The sequence below is a fragment of the Peribacillus sp. NPDC058075 genome, assembly GCF_042885195.1.
GTDB lineage: Bacteria > Bacillota > Bacilli > Bacillales > DSM-1321 > Peribacillus.
In genome coordinates this window covers 442,566-462,377 of the sequence record NZ_JBHVSL010000001.1, presented here as the reverse complement: position 1 = coordinate 462,377, position 19,812 = coordinate 442,566, and the positions used below count along the sequence as shown (strand labels likewise).

At 40.0% G+C, this 19,812-nt stretch carries 26 protein-coding genes and 3 riboswitches; of the genes, 17 read left to right on the top strand and 9 right to left on the bottom strand.

Annotated elements, in window-relative coordinates; genetic code table 11:
* Positions 1-77: 77 nt before the first annotated feature.
* Entirely contained in the window at positions 78-1,271 is a 1,194-nt protein-coding gene (locus tag ACFVS1_RS02380; RefSeq protein WP_241589073.1) for a nucleoside transporter C-terminal domain-containing protein, read from the bottom strand.
* A 165-nt stretch (positions 1,272-1,436) separates the two neighbouring features.
* Positions 1,437-1,537, bottom strand: a riboswitch (purine riboswitch).
* A 234-nt stretch (positions 1,538-1,771) separates the two neighbouring features.
* On the opposite strand from ACFVS1_RS02380, the gene ACFVS1_RS02375 reads away from it, so the two are divergent.
* A complete protein-coding gene (locus tag ACFVS1_RS02375) occupies positions 1,772-2,476 on the top strand; it encodes a DUF421 domain-containing protein (RefSeq protein WP_387544989.1) in 705 nt (234 codons plus the stop codon).
* Positions 2,477-2,591: 115 nt separating this feature from the next.
* On the opposite strand, the gene ACFVS1_RS02370 is transcribed toward ACFVS1_RS02375, so the two are convergent.
* Entirely contained in the window at positions 2,592-3,338 is a 747-nt protein-coding gene (locus ACFVS1_RS02370) for an alpha/beta hydrolase (RefSeq protein WP_352925436.1), read from the bottom strand.
* Positions 3,339-3,648: 310 nt separating this feature from the next.
* Between ACFVS1_RS02370 and ACFVS1_RS02365 the strand changes: the two genes are divergently transcribed.
* Both ACFVS1_RS02365 and ACFVS1_RS02360 read left to right on the top strand, forming a co-directional pair.
* Positions 3,649-3,969, top strand: coding sequence for a PadR family transcriptional regulator (locus ACFVS1_RS02365; RefSeq protein WP_352925434.1), 321 nt, complete (start codon positions 3,649-3,651; stop codon positions 3,967-3,969).
* 85 nt (positions 3,970-4,054) lie between these two features.
* Positions 4,055-4,243 (top strand): hypothetical protein, encoded by a 189-nt coding sequence (locus tag ACFVS1_RS02360; RefSeq protein ID WP_387544988.1) that lies wholly within the window; start codon positions 4,055-4,057, stop codon positions 4,241-4,243.
* A gap of 48 nt (positions 4,244-4,291) precedes the next feature.
* On the opposite strand, the gene ACFVS1_RS02355 is transcribed toward ACFVS1_RS02360, so the two are convergent.
* Together ACFVS1_RS02355 and ACFVS1_RS02350 are read right to left on the bottom strand one after the other, a co-directional pair.
* A complete protein-coding gene (locus ACFVS1_RS02355; RefSeq protein WP_241589077.1) occupies positions 4,292-4,441 on the bottom strand; it encodes a hypothetical protein in 150 nt (49 codons plus the stop codon).
* Positions 4,442-4,462: 21 nt separating this feature from the next.
* Complete coding sequence (locus tag ACFVS1_RS02350; protein ID WP_214788352.1) at positions 4,463-5,005, bottom strand: VUT family protein; 543 nt, start codon at positions 5,003-5,005, stop codon at positions 4,463-4,465.
* Between the two features lie 50 nt (positions 5,006-5,055).
* A riboswitch (PreQ1 riboswitch) is annotated at positions 5,056-5,098 on the bottom strand.
* A 261-nt stretch (positions 5,099-5,359) separates the two neighbouring features.
* Between ACFVS1_RS02350 and ACFVS1_RS02345 the strand changes: the two genes are divergently transcribed.
* Positions 5,360-5,845: an SRPBCC family protein gene (locus tag ACFVS1_RS02345; RefSeq protein WP_352925429.1), complete on the top strand. Its 486-nt coding sequence runs from the start codon at positions 5,360-5,362 to the stop codon at positions 5,843-5,845.
* 25 nt (positions 5,846-5,870) lie between these two features.
* Positions 5,871-6,311, top strand: a complete 441-nt coding sequence (locus ACFVS1_RS02340; RefSeq protein ID WP_387544987.1) for an SRPBCC domain-containing protein — start codon at positions 5,871-5,873, stop codon at positions 6,309-6,311.
* Between the two features lie 139 nt (positions 6,312-6,450).
* Here ACFVS1_RS02340 and ACFVS1_RS02335 read toward each other — a convergent pair whose 3' ends face one another.
* Both ACFVS1_RS02335 and ACFVS1_RS02330 read right to left on the bottom strand, forming a co-directional pair.
* Positions 6,451-7,422: an HD domain-containing protein gene (locus ACFVS1_RS02335; protein ID WP_387544986.1), complete on the bottom strand. Its 972-nt coding sequence runs from the start codon at positions 7,420-7,422 to the stop codon at positions 6,451-6,453.
* 47 nt (positions 7,423-7,469) lie between these two features.
* Complete coding sequence (locus ACFVS1_RS02330) at positions 7,470-7,610, bottom strand: hypothetical protein (RefSeq protein WP_387544985.1); 141 nt, start codon at positions 7,608-7,610, stop codon at positions 7,470-7,472.
* A gap of 479 nt (positions 7,611-8,089) precedes the next feature.
* Between ACFVS1_RS02330 and ACFVS1_RS02325 the strand changes: the two genes are divergently transcribed.
* On the top strand, positions 8,090-8,659 hold the full coding sequence (locus tag ACFVS1_RS02325; protein ID WP_387544984.1) for a TetR/AcrR family transcriptional regulator: 570 nt from the start codon (positions 8,090-8,092) through the stop codon (positions 8,657-8,659).
* A 51-nt stretch (positions 8,660-8,710) separates the two neighbouring features.
* Positions 8,711-9,058 carry a DUF4260 domain-containing protein gene (locus ACFVS1_RS02320; protein ID WP_387544982.1) on the top strand — a complete coding sequence of 116 codons (348 nt, stop codon included), beginning with the start codon at positions 8,711-8,713 and terminating at the stop codon, positions 9,056-9,058.
* A 52-nt stretch (positions 9,059-9,110) separates the two neighbouring features.
* Here ACFVS1_RS02320 and queE read toward each other — a convergent pair whose 3' ends face one another.
* From queE to queC, 3 genes are read right to left on the bottom strand one after another with little or no spacing between them, the layout of a single operon-like run.
* Positions 9,111-9,839, bottom strand: coding sequence for a 7-carboxy-7-deazaguanine synthase QueE (gene queE, locus ACFVS1_RS02315; RefSeq protein WP_352925417.1), 729 nt, complete (start codon positions 9,837-9,839; stop codon positions 9,111-9,113).
* On the bottom strand, positions 9,832-10,302 hold the full coding sequence (gene queD, locus ACFVS1_RS02310) for a 6-carboxytetrahydropterin synthase QueD (protein ID WP_101223055.1): 471 nt from the start codon (positions 10,300-10,302) through the stop codon (positions 9,832-9,834). The genes queE and queD overlap by 8 nt, the downstream gene beginning before the upstream one ends.
* A complete protein-coding gene (gene queC / locus ACFVS1_RS02305) occupies positions 10,302-10,967 on the bottom strand; it encodes a 7-cyano-7-deazaguanine synthase QueC (RefSeq protein WP_352925413.1) in 666 nt (221 codons plus the stop codon). Before queC ends, queD begins: the two co-directional genes overlap by 1 nt.
* Positions 10,968-11,022: 55 nt before the next feature.
* Positions 11,023-11,065, bottom strand: a riboswitch (PreQ1 riboswitch).
* A 186-nt stretch (positions 11,066-11,251) separates the two neighbouring features.
* On the opposite strand from queC, the gene ACFVS1_RS02300 reads away from it, so the two are divergent.
* From ACFVS1_RS02300 to ACFVS1_RS02255, 10 genes are all read left to right on the top strand, one after another.
* Entirely contained in the window at positions 11,252-12,100 is an 849-nt protein-coding gene (locus ACFVS1_RS02300) for a HAMP domain-containing protein (RefSeq protein ID WP_387544980.1), read from the top strand.
* A 62-nt stretch (positions 12,101-12,162) separates the two neighbouring features.
* Positions 12,163-12,405: a hypothetical protein gene (locus ACFVS1_RS02295; protein WP_387544979.1), complete on the top strand. Its 243-nt coding sequence runs from the start codon at positions 12,163-12,165 to the stop codon at positions 12,403-12,405.
* 21 nt (positions 12,406-12,426) lie between these two features.
* Complete coding sequence (locus ACFVS1_RS02290) at positions 12,427-12,903, top strand: methyl-accepting chemotaxis protein (RefSeq protein WP_352925406.1); 477 nt, start codon at positions 12,427-12,429, stop codon at positions 12,901-12,903.
* Positions 12,904-13,340: 437 nt separating this feature from the next.
* Positions 13,341-13,556 carry a hypothetical protein gene (locus tag ACFVS1_RS02285; protein WP_352925404.1) on the top strand — a complete coding sequence of 72 codons (216 nt, stop codon included), beginning with the start codon at positions 13,341-13,343 and terminating at the stop codon, positions 13,554-13,556.
* Between the two features lie 789 nt (positions 13,557-14,345).
* Positions 14,346-15,527, top strand: coding sequence for a poly-gamma-glutamate synthase PgsB (gene pgsB, locus ACFVS1_RS02280; RefSeq protein WP_387544977.1), 1,182 nt, complete (start codon positions 14,346-14,348; stop codon positions 15,525-15,527).
* A gap of 15 nt (positions 15,528-15,542) precedes the next feature.
* Positions 15,543-15,992, top strand: a complete 450-nt coding sequence (pgsC, locus tag ACFVS1_RS02275; protein WP_048687555.1) for a poly-gamma-glutamate biosynthesis protein PgsC — start codon at positions 15,543-15,545, stop codon at positions 15,990-15,992.
* A 10-nt stretch (positions 15,993-16,002) separates the two neighbouring features.
* Positions 16,003-17,268: a CapA family protein gene (locus tag ACFVS1_RS02270; protein WP_387544975.1), complete on the top strand. Its 1,266-nt coding sequence runs from the start codon at positions 16,003-16,005 to the stop codon at positions 17,266-17,268.
* A 74-nt stretch (positions 17,269-17,342) separates the two neighbouring features.
* The gene (locus ACFVS1_RS02265; protein WP_352925398.1) at positions 17,343-18,926 is read left to right on the top strand and encodes a gamma-glutamyltransferase family protein; all 1,584 of its coding nucleotides are present in this window, start codon (positions 17,343-17,345) and stop codon (positions 18,924-18,926) included.
* Positions 18,927-18,996: 70 nt separating this feature from the next.
* Positions 18,997-19,146 carry a CapE family protein gene (locus tag ACFVS1_RS02260; RefSeq protein ID WP_157831026.1) on the top strand — a complete coding sequence of 50 codons (150 nt, stop codon included), beginning with the start codon at positions 18,997-18,999 and terminating at the stop codon, positions 19,144-19,146.
* Positions 19,147-19,228: 82 nt separating this feature from the next.
* Entirely contained in the window at positions 19,229-19,732 is a 504-nt protein-coding gene (locus ACFVS1_RS02255; protein ID WP_387544973.1) for a poly-gamma-glutamate hydrolase family protein, read from the top strand.
* Positions 19,733-19,812 lie beyond the last annotated feature (80 nt).

The window sequence follows — 19,812 nt, the reverse complement described above, 5'->3', positions numbered from 1 at the left end:
GCATGGGAAAATCCTGCACAGCTTTTTTCTTATAAAAGAGGGCATCCATTTATAAAAATGGATGCCCATGTTTTAAATCACCAAACGAATAATCCAACAACCATGGCACTTAGCAAGGAAACAGCCATCCCGCTTACCAACAGCTTCCAAACATTCCTTCCGATAATGTTCGATTTCTCATCATTGAGAATGGAATTGAATGTTCCATAAATCATGCCGACTGTACTGAAGTTAGCAAATGACGTCAGATAAGTGACAGCCACAGCGACTGTATGCGGAGGCAGTGTACTGACTTTATCTTTTAAATCGAGCAAGGCTACGAACTCATTTGTGGCCAGCTTGATTCCCATCAATTGAGCGACATACATGGCATCATGTCCTGATAATCCAAGCAGGAATGCAAATGGACTAAAAATGACAGAGAATATCTTTTGAATGGTCAAGCCATCCACGAAGAAACCGAAAATGCCGTTTACGCTGGCCGTCAACGCCACATAGCCGATAACCATTGCCATGATGACGAAGACCATTTTGGCCCCAACCAGCATACTGTTGGAAATGGTGGAAAAGAAATCTTTACGTTCCTCTTTGGAAGGTACATAAACGACATCTTCTTCTTTACTGACATCGACTGGATTCAGCATGTTAGCTATCAGCAAGGCATTTAAGCAGTTCAAAGGTATCGCTACAAAAACATAGGTTGCCGGTACCATGGACAGGTAGGCTCCAATGATTGAACCACTGATGCTGCTCATGCTCATGATTCCAAATGTCAATAGACGCTGATCCTTAATTGCACTGAGCTGCATGCGGAGAACGGCAAGTGCCTCGGTATTTCCTAGGAACATCATCTGAATCGAAAAGAAACTCTCAAGTTTTGGCAAACCAGATACTTTTGAAATGAGCCATCCCACTTTATCAATGATCCAGGTAAGTATACCGAAATACGATAAAACATCAAAAAACGTGATAATGAAGATAATTGGCATCAATGCGCTGAAAAAGAAATCCACTTGTTCATTGGCCATAAGTGAAGGAAAGACAAAAGAAATCCCTTCATTCGCACATTCAATCAACCAGGTGAAGAATGAAGCGATCAGATTGATGACCCACGCACCTATTTTTGTCGATAACATGAACCATGTGATAAGCAATTCAAGAACCAGTAAGGTAAGAATGGCTTTCCACTTAACATTCCTTTTATTAGGTGAACAAAGGTAAACGATGCCCATTACAACTAAAACACCTAGTATATTCAATAAGAAATACATGCTTTCATCCCCTTTAGCTATATCATTTCCCATTCGTTTTTTTTATATAAAAAGCCCTCACCTTTTTACACCTTCAGCCGCAGGAAGAAAGTGTGAAAAAGTAAGAGCTTCATTCAAACATGTTATATGGATCACAAGCGAACCAACATAAACCTGTCCATCTCTTCTATTTTCATACTTCCTTGTAGTCCGGCATTACGGCTGCCAGGTAGAAACTATCAGACCATCGTCACTGATATTATACAAGGATATTTTTTAAATAAATTTCTTAGGAAAGATATCATTTTAAATCAGTTTATTTTTAATTACAATACGTTTTAAAGTTGTTATATTAATATAAATTTTTTGAAAACAATCAAGAAAGTCTTAGAAGGACCGATGTTGGGAATACTTAAGAAGGAGCTGGCTTAAATTATAAACGGCCCGGTCTTTAAATAACATCCCAGTCATCCTACTGACCATTACATTTCCTTTGCAGGAAATAAGGACGTGAATTTTTTGTGGACTTTTTTAATAGCCAGGAAACTCTTACTGCAATCCAGTGGACGTTAAGAGCCATTATATCCTTCTTCTTCTTACTTTTTTCGGTTAAATTGATGGGGCAACGGTCCATTTCCCAGTTAAGATCACTTGATTTCATCATGGCATTAATTATTGGAAACATTCTTGCCCACCCTTTGTCAGATGAACAGTTAGGTTTGAAGGGATCAATGATTACGACCTCTGTTTTAGTTATTTTATATATAATTAGTGTGTTTACGGGTCTTAAGTGGGGCAAAATCCGAAGGTTTTTTGACTCTGCCCCCTTTCCACTTATCGAAAATGGACAAATCATTTACAAAAGCTTAGCAAGGGCCCGAATCTCCATCGATTTTTTATTATCGGAATTAAGAAAAGAAAAAGTCGAAGATATTCAAAAAGTATCTCTCGCACTATGGGAACCGAGTGGCACCATTTCATTGTTCTTATATCCTCAATATGAAGCTGTCACCCCAGCAGATATGCACCTAGCAACAAATGCCTTCACTTTTCCTAAAACGATTATTAAAGAAGGGAAGATCGATTCTAAAGAATTAAATCGGGGCGGCAAAGACGAAGCATGGCTTAAAAACAGAATCAAAAGAACATATAATGCCGATGTGAACGATATTTTATTGGCTACTCTTGATAATAACGATAACTTAAAGGTCTTTTTCTACAAATAGATGCAAAAAACACTTTTCAGCCAAAATAAAATCCCCTCAAGCATTGTGTAAAGCCTACATATGAATGCAGGCAATTTACACGTTTAACTTAAAGGGGAATTTATAAACCCGCTTATTATTCCGACCAGTTCAATGTATTTAAGAACTTATACACATCTTCATACACCTGCTCACGTTCCTTACCCAATGTGATAATATGGCCTGAATTTTCATACCATATCAAGTGTTTATGCTGCGTATCGACTTCATTGAAAATCGCTGTAGCACTCTCCGTATAATCGGGATCATCCAAGCGCCCTTGTAAAACAAGAGTGGGTGATGTGATTAAATCTAAATTTTCACCTGTCTCATTTATAATATTCAGCACATCTTTCAGTTGAGGCATAGGCTCTTCCTCCAGCAGCTTCACTTCAGCAGCAATTTGGTCTGCGCCTTTGCCCTCAAACTTCTTATAAGCCTGTGCATAATTGAGCAAGCGGTTCTTTTGTCGATCGATACTTTTCCCTTGCGTCGGAGCGCACATTGAAACTACCCCTATTACAGGCAATTCAATTCCCACTTTTAATGAGAAAACTCCTCCTAAAGAAATTCCTACAACTGCAATTTCCTCATAGCCTTCTTCTTTAAGGAATTTATAGCCATTAACTACATCTTCCCACCATTCCTTTGGACCAGTCTTAACTAATTCCTCACCAGACACTCCATGCCCTCTATAAAGAGGTCCATGGCAAGTATAGTCGAGATCATTCAAGTATTTCCCTAATTTTTTCATATCTCCTGTACTTCCGGTAAACCCGTGAAGTAAAAGAACAGCTCTCTTTCCACCAATATATGTGAATGGCTCAGGTGCTTTCACTTTCATCTATCTAGGACCTTCTTTCTTTGCTCTTGTTGATAAATAGAATCTAAATGATTTTCGAAAAAAAATCAATTAATACCCCTTGAGTAGGGAATCTTCTATCCTATTCCGTATTTTCATTAAAACAATTAAATCATGTATATAATATCCTTACCACACTCTTCACAACTCATCCGTTCCGAAGCACATTTTACTATGATTAAATTTATTTAGCAATCGTCATTTAACCATTTTTTTTTAGAAAAGTAAAATGCACCTTGTGATACGATGTACAACGTATTACACTTTAAAAATGAAAAGGAGGAGATTTTATTTGGATAAAGAATTAATGAAGGGAAGCATTGACCTCCTTTTGCTTTCACTTCTTTCACAAAAAAAGCTATACGGCTATGAAATCACGAAGATCTTGAAGGAAATGAGCATGGGCAAATATCAAATAAGTGAAGGCACCCTCTACCCCGCCCTTAAACGGTTAGAAAAAAAAGAATTCATAAAAGGCCATTGGAAAGAGTCCGAGTCAGGCCGCAGGAAATATTATCATGTCACCGAAAATGGACAAACCGAACTTGAGCGGAAACGAGAATGCTTTTTCACCCTCGAAAAACTAGTTCGGAAAAGCACAGAGCACTTCTAAACAAAATACAAAGCTTCCTAGCCCCATTTAATAAACGGTGCAGGAAGCTTTTTTTTATGTTTACTCGTGAGTTTGTGCGGCATTCATGATTTCGCACCGTTTACTCGTGAATTTCGTACTTTTACTCGTGAATTTTGCTGTTTTACTCGTGAATTTTGCTGTTTTACTCGTGAGTTTTGCACTTTTACTCGTGAGTTTAGGCAATTTACTCGTGAATTCATGCTGCATTCATGATTTCGCACCGTTTACTAGTGAGTTTGCATTGCACACATGAGTTTGCTCGTTTTCTAGTGAGTTACTCCGTTTACGCAAAAAAAAGGACCTAATTTGGTCCTTTTTTGTCTATTCCTTTATGCTTACGATAATTGGCGCAGGAGAGCTTCATACATTCCCCTTGAACATGCGGGCCGTATTTTTCACGAAACGCCTCGAGACAATAGCATTTATCTTTTTCTTTTTTTGTTCCATCCATGTAGTGCATCCCTCCTGCCATTTAACTGGAGACTACTCGTTTCTCCAGTTCTACATTGATTCGTCCCAAAAGTACGGCACCTATTGACTGAATGATGGTTTTCACGATGATTTGGCCGATGACCGCAGCGGGTACTGCTTCCCATGGTAATATATTGGCACCCAATGGACTTAGACCAATTACGACAAATATTACCGAATCGAAAAACCCTCCAACGATTCCGCTATAAAACACCCTCCAACTCATCGGGAGCTTTAAGCGGGTATAGATTTCCGTGTCCGCTGTTTCTGCGACCACGAACGATAATGCGGAAGCAAATACAATCAATAACGTATCTCCTAATAAAAATGATACACACGCAGATAGAATAAGTGCAGTGACGATACATATATAGGTCTTCGTGCGGCCGAATTTATTCTGGACCAGATCTCGAAAGATGAAGGTTCCCCCGATGAGCAAAGTACCCATCGGAATGATGAACATGCCAAAATGTAATGGCGCAAAAGCTGCTGTAACCACATTCGCCGTGATGATGGATACTAAATACAATAAAATTCTTAACATTTCTTAATTCTCCTTATACAGAAAAAACAGCACCCTAAGAAAGAGCACTGTTCTCCTTAGTTTTTTTGAGAGGGTAGCTAGAACCTCTTCCGCCCGAGCGGATTATCATTTTCCTTATTTATCGTAGCTTGAAAACGATTGGAAATCAAGAAGTTTCCATATGGTCAATTTTAATATGTATCCGCGTATATTCGTTTGATATTAGTAATGCACTTCAAATCTTCTTCAATGCAATGACTTTGCCGATTTCTGTCGTAGAAAACTGCTTGACCGGTCGTATATGAAAAGCGGACAATCATTGGTAGAGATATGCTGCGAACTTGATATGAGGAATAAACGCGAGGAGGAAAAAGAATGATGAAAAAAACTACGTTTGTTTATCCTATTTATATCGCAACCACACCAGAGAAGCTTTGGGAAGCCTTGACGAGTGGTGAAGTCACGAAGAAATACCACTTTGGATTGCATGTACAGTCTGACTGGCAAGAAGGATCAAGCGTAAAATATTTACTCGAAGATGGGCGGATTACTGATCACGGGTATGTACTTAAGTGTGAGCCGCTGCACCTGCTCTCGTTTACATGGAACATGGCAGGAGACGAAACACCTCGCGAGCAGCCTACCCGGGTCACTTTTGAATTACAGAAAATGGATGATTCAGTTGTAAAGTTAACCGTTAGGCACGAGGAGCTTTTGGAGACAGATGTCGTATATGATGACAATACCTTTGAAGGCTTGAATAATGGATGGCCAGCTATTCTGAGTAACCTGAAGAGCTTGCTTGAAACTGGACGGACCCTGCCGCCCATATCAGTAGATTGGGAAAGTGGAAAACAATAAAAACAAATCGAAAGAGAGTGGAAGTATGGATACCCAAATAATTACGAAATTTAAGATAATCAAGCCAGCTAATGAAGTGTTTGAAGCCATAGTGAATCCTGAAAAAATCGGGAATTTCTGGTTCTCATCCAGTTCAGAAAGATGGGAACAAGGCAGGACACTTACATTGAGATACAACGAATACGATGCTGAGGTGGTTATTAATGTAGTGGAAGTCGAGGAAAATAGGAAAATCGTGTTTGCGTGGGGTGGAAATAATCAAGAAACGATTGTTACCATTACACTAAAAACGTTGGATAATACGAGTACAATTATTGAAGTAAACGAATCAGGATTGAGTGAAGACGATCCTGAAATAATAAACAAAATGATCGGACAAAAGGAAGGTTGGGTTTATACATTGACCTGTTTAAAGGGTTATTTGGAAAACGGCGTTACTACTTTGAGAGCCTCATTAGTTTTTTAATGATTAAAGGGTGCTGGTTCAGATGTATAAGGTATCCGTTATTCTAGCTCCTTCCTAGATGTCGATTGTCTAAATCAACTAATTTTATACGGGAGGATACTTAGATGTTTACGAGAAAAAACTCAAGGTTGACACAAAATCAATCGGAAATCACTTTGAGATACATGCCCTTTGAAGCTTTTTTATAGGCTTCCATTCCCATTTTCTTTACTTTTTCTGATAAACTGGATGCTCTTACTAATTGGGTTCCTTGAATGACGGAAGGATCTATCATACGCATTTTATTTTTCAGATGTATATCGTATTCCACTTGATCTTCTTTCACCTTTACGTTACCATGGATTCGTTTTAACAGGCTTTGAACTTCATGGTCTTCAGTGAAGCTTAACAAGGACATGACTTCTTCATCTGTACCGAGTAAGTCATCAAGGCTGATCAGCTTTTTAGCTAAAGCCACTTTCAGGGTCTTTGCCAAGATATCGTAGCCATATATATTAAGTGGGTTCATGAAAAAATCAATAACTTCGCTGTAATACGTTTTCACAAACCATTCCGCCGATTCAATATTATCCAGATACATCCTTCCATTTATTATGATTACATGTTCTAGAAATTCTTTAATGGCTTCGATTGTGATATGTCCATATTGATACATATCCCGGAGAGTATAATCTACGCGATCGGCACATAACTCAGGTGCTGGCTGTTCAAGCAATTCCCATTTTGATTGAAAAATGACTTTACAATGATATCCATATTCCTTCAGCATAAATGGGATTTCGGATTCCGTTATGACTTGATCATATATCTTTTCATGATAATCTTCATCCTTACAATCCAGAACAAAATCAATGACATGTGAAAATGCAGTGTGGGATACGTCATGCAGCAAGCCCGCAATTTGTTCCTCTAATGAACCTCCAAGCGTTTTTATTAAAAGCATTACACCAATTGAATGCTCAAATCGTGTGACATTCCACTTCTCATTAACTAAATAACTTGCCCCGCCTTGATGTATCCCCTTCAATCTTTGGACCGGTTTGCTTACTATCAGTTCTTCCAGAACTCCCTCTACAATGTGTTCCCCATAGATACTATCCAAAACGATCAATAATTGCCGCCTCCCCCATTCGTTTTACTCATAACAGGTTGGTGATTTCACTGATTGTTTTCTGTAAAAAATATTTCCCCCTTTTGACTTTGCTCATAATGCCTTTTTACCAATTTTTCCAATTCCCCTTCATCATTCAAATCGATATCATCCGGATTGTCCTCATCATCTCCCTCTATGATCATCATTCATGAATTATTACCTGATTTCGTGGATACTCTTTAATAAAGTCTTCTACAGATTTTGTTTTATTTTTATAAGGTTTAGTGAATAAAAAAAAGCCAGTCAAGACTATGAAAATGGATAACAAAAAACCGAATTTCTTTTTCATTTATTCATCTCCTCACAGCGCTAATAATCCCTTATCATACCATATAACGGCATTATAGGTAAAAAAAGTAATATAAACTGAACAACCATTTTTTCCTCTGATTACCTGTTTGTTGCTATGGATACGGGAATATCATACCCACTAGTATTTAAGTTAACTGGTTGCGGGGAATAACCCATAGGCAATGACCTGCAACCTCACCTTTGCCCTCATTTTTAAACGGTAAAGTTTACCTTCGGAAATAAAGTTTTGTAATTCAATCTAATAATTTACATTTCTGAATTAGTGAGTTATCATCTAAATTAACCGGTGGTCAATAAATTAGGAGGTGACAAGATGTCGCCAAGGAAATCGGCAGGTAAAGAGTTATCCAGGGACATGGTGTTGAATGAAGCTAGAAACCTTTTTACCACGTTAGGGTATTCGAATGTCTCAATGAGGCAATTGGCTAAATCATTGGATTGCAGCCATGGAGCCATTTATTATCATTTTAAAAATAAGGCGGAAATATTTTATAGTTTGGTAAAAACGGATTTTTCCGTATTGAATCATTTAATCGATGATATCATCATGTCCGAAAATGATCCTTCTATAAAAATGGAAAAGATTTTATTGTGCTTCTTGGAGTTCGGTTTAACCCAACAAAATCATTATTCCATCATGTTTTTATCGAAGGAAAAAGAGATTCAGCAGTTACTTCAATTTGATTCTAATAAAACATATGAAAAGCTAATCCAGTCCCTGACGGACCTAACGGACAACAAATTGAATCCTGCATCCATATGGTCGATTTTTCTTTCTCTTCACGGATTCATAACTTTTTATATTAATTCTGAGCTAACTTATCAAGATGTAAAAGGCTTAGCTTATTTTCATGTAAAAAATATCATCAGGAACATCATATAATTTTTTTGAATATTATTGACCATTGGTCAAATAGACTTTGGAGGTTTTAATATGGTAAAGAAATTCCTTCATATTGAAGGACTCATTGTCCTTTTAACAGTGATTTACATCTATTCGTTATATGAATTCAGCTGGTGGATTTTCCTTCTACTGATTTTATCGCCTGATGTTTCCATGCTGGCCTATCTCATCAATGATCGGATTGGAGCCAAGGTTTATAACGTATTTCATACTTATACCCTGTCCATTTTCATGATTTTTCTAGCCATTTTTCTAAAGTCGGATGCATGGATGCTGATTGGTTTGATTTGGACCGCGCATATTGGAATGGATCGCTTATTTGGATATGGTCTTAAATACACATCATCCTTCAAAGCTACACACATTCAAAGGTTGTAATAAGCTTAAAAGGCAGTGTGATTACACTTCACACTGCCTCCGTCTCTTTTCTTTATACGCCCCTCTTGTTTCCCCATATATAGGTATGCAGCTGGGGCAGCACTTTCACATCATTCAATTCATCATCCGCTATCACTTTATCAATTAACTCTTCGTACTTCTTTAAAAGACCGCTGATCAATTGACGATCATCCGCCGTCTTGCTGTCGTCATTGCCGACCTGCAGATAAAAAGGAATTTCCGGGTAACGCCCATGTACATGTTTGGCATATTGATAATCTTCCTCGTTAAAGACGACGATCTTCAATGAGACATTATTATCGGGATTTCGATCAGCCAGGTTCGATATGATTTGATCAAGCACCGTAAAGTCCGTGTTCATTCCAGAGCTCGGCGGCTTAGGTGAAATCGTCAGTTCATCAATATCGAGAAACCAATCCTGCCATCGGCTCCCTTGGGTTTCGACACCTATTTTCATTTTATTTTCATGTAAGATCGCTATCAAGCCGTTTAGGTTTTTCAGCAGAGCCGGGTTTCCTCCCGATATCGTCACGAAGGAAAAACCGGAACCCCCTATACGCTTCAGCTCATCCCATATTTCTCTAGCCGTCATCTGGACGGTATCTTCCTTACCGGTGCCATCCCAAGTAAATGCGGAATCACACCAGGCACATGAATAATCACAGCCTGCCGTCCGAACGAACATGGTTTTTTGGCCAATGACCATTCCCTCTCCTTGGATGGTCGGCCCGAAGATTTCCATAACCGGGAGTTTACTCACTTTCCATCCACTCCCGTCTGGCTTCGGCATAGCTTGTCGGCGTTTCGTACAGTCGGACAAACTCGACTCTAGCACCCTCATATTCTTTTAATGAAAGGGATTCGGCCATTTTTTCATAAATCCAGACAACCATATTTTCAGCTGTTGTATTCATGAGCGGCAGGGTTTCATTCAAATAGCGGTGATCCAGGTGGATTTCAATTTCATTTTTCCATATATCCTTGATGTCCCCAAAATCTATCATCAACCCGCGTGAATCTGTATACCCGCTTAATCCGAAAATGACCTTATACGTGTGGCCATGCAGGTTCTTGCATTTCCCTTCATAATCATGCAGATGGTGTGCCGCATCAAAGGTGAATTCCTTACTCACGAGAACCCTCTTGTTTGTATACTTCAATTGGCTGCGCTGAATATCTTCATCTATTTTTTGGAGTTTATCCACTATAGTAAAACCGTACATCATGAAAGCACCTTCCGTCTGCTTACATAATCATCCAGTCCTTTTTTCCGCAGTTTACATGCCGGACATTCTCCACAGCCGTCGGAGATGATTCCGTTATAGCAAGTCAGGGTCTTTTCGCGGACAAAGTCGAACGCGCCTAGCTGATCCGCTAGCTCCCATGTTTCCTCTTTATTAAGCCACATTAGCGGCGTATCAATCACGAATGACTGGTCCATCGACAAGTTCAAAGTCACATTCAATGATTTAATGAATACATCGCGGCAGTCCGGATATCCGCTGAAATCCGTTTCACAGACACCGGTGACAATGTGTTTAGCTCCAATCTGACTCGCCAGCACTCCGGCAAACGAAAGGAACAGCAAATTCCTCCCTGGTACGAACGTCGACGGCAATTCCCCTTCTTCTCCGTCCGCCACCGCAATATCACTTCTCGTCAGCGCATTTGGTGCCAGTTGGTTCAGCAGCGACATGTCAAGGATATGATGGTTTATGCCCAATTCCTTTGCAATGTTTTGAGCACATTCGATTTCCAAGCTATGCCGCTGATTATAATCAAACGTCACCGCTTCCACTTCCTCAAATCTCTCCATCGCCCAGAATAAGCACGTCGTACTGTCCTGACCTCCGCTAAACACAACCACTGCCTTTTCTTTCTTCTTCATTTCTATAAAACTCCTTTTTACGGAAAAAAACAGCACCCTAAGAATAGAGCACTGTTTCTCCTTAGTTTTTTTGAGAGGGTAGCTAGAACCTCTTCCGCCTTAATGCGGAACATTATATTTTTCCAAGTCAATATTAACTTGAAAACGATAATAAATCAAGATGTTTATATTAAGAGAACATTAGATCTGATGGAAAATTTGGTTAACTTTTCTTTGCTTAAATATCCTTTTTATTTATCCGAGAAAACAGTGTGAATAAAATATCAATAAAGGGGTCCAATAATTTGAAAAGCATTAAAGCAAAGGTATTGGTGGCATTTTCACTCATCATATCTTTATGTGTTATCTTAGGAGCATTCAACATCTATACCAGCAACAAGTCACTGGTATATTCCCAGGATATCATCGAAAAGGAACTTCCGCTTCTTATCCAAGACGAAAAGCTGCTATACAATCTAGCACAAAGAACCGCAGACGCCCGAGCCTATATTCTTTATGGAGACGAGAGCTATAAAGAAGGGTTCTTACAATATACTGAAGAAAGCCAGGTCATCCAGGAGGATCTCCTTGCCTTAAGTGATTCTGATAAAGCGAAGGAATTGATCGAGAAAAGCGTGGATTGGAGGACGATGATTGTAGACCGGGTGTTTCCACAATATGAAAATGGAAATGAAGAACGCACTAAAGAGATACTCAAAAATGAAGTGGCGCCAATAAGCAATGAAGTAATGGAGGGTTTCAAGGAACTTGCTTCGGAACGGGAGGAATTGATTGTCGCTTCAGGTGAAACCGTCATCGCCAGCGGGAAATCGGTTAAGACGACAAGTATCATCATATCCATTGCGGCAGTCCTTATCGGCCTAGTCCTTGCGGTTGTTACTGCCAACCTCATTACCACCCCCCTCCTTAAAATCAGGGATAGGATGAAAATGGTGGCTGCTGGAGAGCTGAATCATGAGCCCCTGGAGCAAAAGTCAAATGATGAAATGGGCGAACTAACGGTATCCGCCAATCAAATGCAGAAACACCTTCGTGATACGATCGAAAAAATGCTCATTGTTTCGCACTCTGTTTCCAACCAAAGCGAAGATCTGACTCAATCAGCAAATGAAGGGCAACAGGGCAGCAAATAGATAGCGAGTACGATGTATGAACTTTCGAAAGGTTCGGAGTCACAAGCCAACCGGCATCTGAAATGGTTCGCATCATGGATGATTTCACCGGCAGGATTAAGCTTGCCCACCTAGAAGGGGTGGATGTAGCTAAAAGTTCAACCGAAATCCTTTCCCTGACCAAGGAGGGCACCACTTTAATGCGCAGTTCGGTCCAACAGATGCAAAGTATTGATGGCATTGTCAAAAATGCCGTAGAGCAAGTGAAAGGGCTCGATTCTCAATCACAGCAATTTCGCAGCTTGGTCATCAAGGGTATACGTTGAATGCAGCCATAGAACCTGCTCGTGCTGGTGGAACATGGCAAGGGCTTTGCCGTCGTCGCCGATGAAGTGCGGAAACTCGCTGAAGAGGTCACACACTCCGTTGGGGATATCACCAATATTGTCTCCGCCATTCAAACAGGTTCAAAAATGGTCGTCCACTCCCTGGAAGATGGTTATACACAAGTGGATGAAGGCACGAAACAAATCACGCTCACAGGCCGAACCTTTGAAACAATCAATCATTCTGTCGGGAATATGGAAATGAAAATTCAGCATATAACAAACGAATTGAACTATATCTCCACAAATGGCCAAAAAATCAATCAGGCTATTGAAGATATCGCAGCCGTTTCTGAAGAGTCCGCGGCAGGAATCGAACAAGTCTCCGCCTCCGCTCAGCAATCCAGCTCTTCGATGGATGAAATCACGAATCATGCCAGTGAACTTGCATCTTCGGCAGAACAGCTCACTGAACAGGTTAAGAAGTTCCAATTATGACACTAGCAATTTCCCGAATAGGGGGAAATTGCTTTTCCTTCAATTATAAGGTTGTTTCATTTTCGCATATTCGGGGAATAAATAACTATACACAATAATAAATCATAAAAAACAAATCTATCAGCAGAAGCCGGAAGTGAATATTTTCCTTTGTTTTCAGAATATTTAGTGTATAATTGATTAAAGGAATATTTTAACTAAAATACTCACCACTTCCAATATCTGCTACTGCAAATCCCGACATTTCCTTTCAACACCATGCACGGGAACATATACCCAGGAAGGTTCCATTGCATGCTTTCTCGAATCAAACCGTTCACAACTTAATTCACACAAAAACACGATTCTCACTCCATTTTTTTATAAAAAGGTTAAATTCCACTAATGATATGTTACTATTAAACTAAGACCTTTTAACCCCATAAGGAGGAATTCATATGAAACGTTTTTTCAAATTCATAACAGATTATAACGAAAGAAAAGCACTGGAACGGGAAACCGAAGAATTCTTTCGCAAAGAATACGAAAATTATATGAAGATGAATCCTGACAATCAAAGAAAAAGAAGGAGATTAGCTCCTAGACTTTATGTGATTGATGGCGGTAAAAAGGGCTCCAACCTTGAAATTTCTGACAGAAAGAAATCCAGTTAACTTGATTCCTTCCATAATCAGCTACCCAGGCTGCAGCTCAAGAGCCACAAACGTTAAATCTCCAGGATGAATCGAGATTCGTGACCATTCCATTCATTTACAATATATAAGCCGAAAGCTCAGAAATGCTTCTGAGCTTTTTTTATTTTTCATTCTTCTATAAACACTATATCTATAGAAGAAACTAGGTATTTTTTAAAAAAATGGGTTAACTTTAGTTTATTTCATGTTTTAGGTAAAGGATCAATGATAGACCCAATGGGTATTACCTAAGGAAAAAACCGGAAAATATCAAAAAAAAGAGATGTGTTCTTTTACTCATCTTTATCCATATTCAAAAGAGTTCAACTAATTGAGTCGTTAGATGCAATATTTCACATTGAATGACAAATGCATAAAAATTGTTACGTTTATGTAAAACAATGGGTATAAACAATTAACAAACTGTAATAAACCTCACTTTTCAAAAACAATTATTATTCAAATATAGCCATTACGAATTAGGTTTAAATGCTCATGAATCTATTTTGATTCTGACCAAAATGGGTTTTTATTTAACTTCCCATAATTTAGTGTAAATAAACCGAGGATTCCCTTGATTTCCAGACATATCTTTGTACTCATGAAACAATTTAATCCATTAGATACTATTACACTCCAATATACATTTATTTGAAAAAGATGAGAATAACTATATTGCAATAGAATAATTGACTCTTGCCTATTAAGTTTAAAATCATGTAGTGTGTATTCAGTAAATCAAATATTTCAAAAAAGAGAGGTTAAAAAATGGCACCAATATTTATTTGTGCGATCTTTTTGCTTGGCTATGGCATTTTTGAACAAAAACGCCATCAGAAGCGTCTCGACTCCATCCCGGTACGTGTGAATGTGAATGGGATTCGAGGGAAATCGACTGTAACGCGCCTTATTACAGGTGTGATCCAGGAAGCTAAATACAAAACAGTAGGTAAAACAACCGGAACATCAGCAAGAATGATCTATTGGTTTACCGACAAGGAAAAACCGATTGTACGCCGCCCTGAAGGACCCAATATAGGAGAACAACGGCGTGTAGTTAAAGAAGTTGCCGACTTAGGCACGGAAGCACTGGTTTGTGAGTGCATGGCCGTACAGCCTGACTATCAACTAATCTTCCAAAACAAAATGATCCAAGCAAACATTGGGGTCATCGTGAATGTATTGGAAGACCATATGGATGTCATGGGACCGACTTTGGATGAGGTTGCTGAAGCCTTCACTGCTACCATTCCCCATAATGGTCACTTAATAACCATCGAAAGTGAATATTTGGACTTTTTCAAGCAAATTGCCAAAGAACGCAACACAAAAGTGATCGTTGCAGACAATTCCAGAATATCGGAAGATTTCCTGCGTGAATTTGACTATATGGTATTTCCGGATAATGCATCACTGGCCTTGGCCGTTGCTGAAGCATTGGGCATTGATGAAAAAACGGCTTTTCGCGGCATGTTGAATGCGCATCCCGATCCAGGTGCCATGCGGATTACCAAATTCGGAGATCCCATCCAGCCAACTTTCTTTGTCAATGGCTTTGCTGCAAATGACGCGTCATCGACGCTGAACATATGGGAACGTGTCAATACGTTCGGATACAGCACAGAACCTCCTATCGTCATCATGAATTGCCGTGCCGACCGTGTGGACCGTACCGAGCAGTTTGCTAGAGATGTATTGCCTTACATAAAATCTGAAATCGTCATTGCCATTGGTGAAACCACGTCACCGATTACAAGGGTATTCGAGCAAGGGAAATTGGATACTAAAGAATATTGGGATTTAGAAAACTGGTCAACTGAAGAAATCGTGGCCCGTCTCCGCCCATTGATGAAAAATCGCATCGTCTACGGTGTCGGGAATATTCACGGTGCAGCGGAACCATTAATAGAAGCATTCATGAAATCTAAAACAAAGCAAAAAGCAAGTTAAGTAGGAGGAACCTTAATGTTTGGATCGGATTTATATGTAGCCCTAGTACTGGGAGTAACGCTTAGCCTTATATTTTCAGAAAAGACGGGTGTCGTACCCGCAGGACTTATCGTGCCAGGTTACTTGGCATTAGTATTTGATCAATGGGAAATCATGCTGACCATCTTGATCATCAGTGTCGTCACTTATTTAATCGTCACTCACGGCCTTTCAAGATGGGTGATTTTATATGGAAGAAGAAAATTCGCCGCCATGATGGTGACCGGGATTTGCTTGAAGCTCCTGTTGGACTTAGTCTACCCTGTCATGCCCTTTGAAATATTCGAGTTTCGGGGAATCGGTATAATCGTACCTGGATTGATAGCGAATACCATACAAAGACAAGGAATGCCATTGACACTTGGCAGCACGCTTTTATTATCCGGCTTAACATTCGGTTTAATGAACGTGTACTACCTATTCTGAGGTGCAAAAAATGAAACGGACTTTAAATGCAAAAGAAAAAACACTTATCTTTATTAAACGCACGAAGAAAAAGAATCTTAAATACACTGGAATCATACTACCTATATTACTAATTGCTTTAGTTCTTACCACATGGATCGGACGGGCTGAGGAAGTGAAAACAGTCGAATTAAATTCCGATCAACCATTGACGATGACAATGGTCGGTGATGTGATGATGGGACGTTATGTTGAAGAAGTGACGGAAAGGCACGGGTATGATTACCTCTTCCGGTATATGAAGCCCTATTTTGCCAATTCGGATTATGTCAGTGGGAATTATGAACATCCCGCTTTAAAAGAAGAGGTATCTAACTATAAGGAAGCAGATACGCCCATCCGGTTAAACTCAAACACTAGTGGTGTGGAAGCCGTTAAAAATGCTGGCTTCTCTGTGGTGTCTTTGGCCAATAACCATATGATGGACTATGAAGAACAAGGACTTCTTGACACGATTGATGAATTCAAAAGTGCAGATATGCACTATGTAGGTGTTGGATCGAACACCGCGGAAGCAAAAAACAGCATCGACTATGCGGATGTTAATGGCATACGTGTCGCAACACTTGGCTTCACAGATGTTTACGGTAAGGATAACGTGTCAAAAAATGGTAAAGCTGGACTATTGAACTCCAATCCTGATTTATTATTTGAAATGATCGGCAAAGCAAAATATGCCAAGCAAGGCAACGCAGACTTGGTTGTCGTGAATATGCACTGGGGACAAGAGTATTCAACATCAACAACCGATCGACAAAAAGACTTGGCTAAAGGTATCATCGATGCGGGCGCTGACATCATCATCGGCCATCACCCCCACGTGCTTCAATCGTTTGATGTGTATAAAGATGGAATCATTTTCTATAGCTTAGGAAATTTCATATTCGATCAAGGCTGGACACGCACGAAAGATTCAGCCATGGTTCAATACCATTTAGCGGAAGACGGAAAAGCTACAATCGATGTTGTACCACTGCAAATTGAAGAAGCAACACCAAGGCCAGCTGCCTCTTCAATCGACAAATCACGTGTTTACCGACAGTTGACGAAGGAAACGAGTGAAAAAGTCCAGTGGTCGAAAAAAGAAGATCGCATCGAGATTACCTTGAATCACAAAAAGGTAATCGACCATAAGGCACAACGTGAACTAGAGGAAAAGGCAGCAATGGAAAAGAAAGCAGCTCAAGAGAAAAAAGCAGCACAGGCTAAACAACTGGACACGCAACCCATTCAGTAAGGAACGCTTTGTTACTACTATTTGAAGAATGAAGACACACAACTTAGAAGCTCAACGAAAAGGGGGAACAACCGATGATTAACCGTATGACGGGAAAAGTACTCATATCCCTTAGCATGCTCATGTATATTGCTGGATGTTCGAAGACACCCCCTATTTCTGACACGAATGATCCGATAGAGAGTAAAACGGAACAATCATATGGGGTCAGTTCTTCAAACCCAATCGCAATAGATGTCGGGATGGATATATTGGAAAACGGCGGAACGGCGGCGGATGCCGCCATTGCCGTATCTTATGTATTAGGTGTAGTTGAACCTTATGGATCTGGCGTCGGCGGCGGCGGCGGTATGCTGATTGCCCCGGAATCCGGCGATCCCAATTTTATCGATTATCGTGAATCCTCTCCGGAAGACCCAAGTTCAAGACACGATACAGGGATTCCAGGCTTAGTGGCCGGCATGCAGGTTATAAGTGATAAGTATGGGAGTGTACCGATGGAGGATCTTCTTCAGCCGGCGATAGATTTGGCTGAAGATGGATTTGAAGTCAACGAATCGTTATCATCACGCTTAGAAGCAGCACAGCCAAGGATATCTTCCGATGCGACTTCTCTTTTTTATCCAGATGGTGATGCCATGGAGCCAGGCAAAACTCTCGTCCAAGAAAGACTTGCTGAAACATTGAAGCAGATTCAAAAGGAAGGTCCTGATGGTTTTTATAAAGGGGAAATAGCGCGGGATATTAAAAGAGAATCAGATATCGACTTGATGGATTTAAAACGCTATGAGGTGAAAGAACGTAAGCCGGTCCAAGGAGCATTTGCCGGTTATGATGTTTTTACCGCCCCTCCGCCCTTTTCAGGAATTACTGTTCTCGAAATGTTAAAGCTCGCCGAGGAAATGAACCTAGGTGATTCTTCAAGCAAATCAGCTTATATGAAAGTCTTGGGGGGCATCACGGATACTGCTTATCAAGATCGGTCCGCCCATGTTGGAGATGGAATAAGTCACACTAAAGCGGAAAAATTGCTCTCCCCCATTCATTTGGATAATCTTAAAAATAAGATCAAAAGTGAAAAATGGGAAGATAAAGAATCGAATGGTTCAGAAGAACATGAAAGTACGACACACTTTGTGATAATGGACAAGTATGGCACTGTCGTTTCCACAACCAATACGCTCAGTAACTTTTTCGGATCTGGGAATTATACGAATGGATTTTTCCTTAACGATCAAATGAAAAATTTCCGGTCAGGCTTGAATTCTCAAGAGGCATATAAACGTTCAAGAACGTTCACCGCTCCGACCATTCTCAAGAAACCAGGGCAGGAATCGATTGGGATCGGCTCACCAGGCGGTGATAGGATTCCGCAAGTATTGATGCAGGTTCTTTATTCTTACACAGAGAATGAAGGCCCATTTCAGGATATTGTCGACCGTAATCGGTTCGTCTTTGATGGAAAGAAGATTTATACAGAATCCAGGCTTTCCGATGAAATAATATCCGACTTGGAAGATTCAGGATATGAAGTCATTCAGAAGATTTCTCCCATGTATTATGGCGGTGTTCAAGTACTTGTTAAAAACGAGCAAAATGGACAATTATCCGGAGCTGGGGATGAACGAAGAAATGGAAGCTGGAAAGCTCAGCAATAAACGAGCAAATCCAGCTCCTCCTTTTCTAAATATCATATGAATTTTAGCGATGTATAAGGGGACTTAAAATATGAATATCGTAAAAAAAATAACGAGCTGGGTCATACCCGTTTTTATAATAGCTGCCCTGCTTGTGACCATGAATACGTTTAAACGGACAGAAACTTTAACACCCGACGAGCAAAAAAAGATAGAACAATATACGACTGTCGAAAAATGAAAAAAGCCGGGGCATCCCCGCTTTTTTTATTTTGCCGTCAAATGGTGAAAGATTAAAACCCGTACAGATACGGAGGATAACCATGAAGGAAAAAAACTATACTGATTTTATTGAACTGAAGCAAAATGAACAAGAAGACCTCGATTACCGTATCATCGTTCATCACAGGAACCCTGATATTGCAGTACTTGCCATACATGGCGGGAACATAGAACCAGGAACTAGCGAGATTGCAGCCACACTTGGAGAGAGACTTTGTGCAAGCACCTATTTATTCGAAGGTCTTAAACCAAGGGGTAACCAGGTCCTCCATATAACCTCCCGCTTGTTCAATGAACCGGTCGGCATTTCAATTGCATCGAACGCACAAACCACCCTTTCCATCCATGGCCACTACGACGTACATCATGCGCTGGTTTACATTGGCGGAAGGAACGAACCCTTTAAGAACCTGATACAGCAATGCCTCACCAAAGCTGGATTTCAAACTGATCATGCACCGCAGCACCTTTCAGGGATGAAAGGAAACAACATCACCAACATATCCAAAACGGGTTCAGGCGTGCAATTGGAACTTTTCCACTAAGCTCAGAAAAAGCTTTTTCAAAGGTGATGACTTTACCAGTAAAAACAGGGACAATCACTGTTATCTTTTTCAACGGTTCG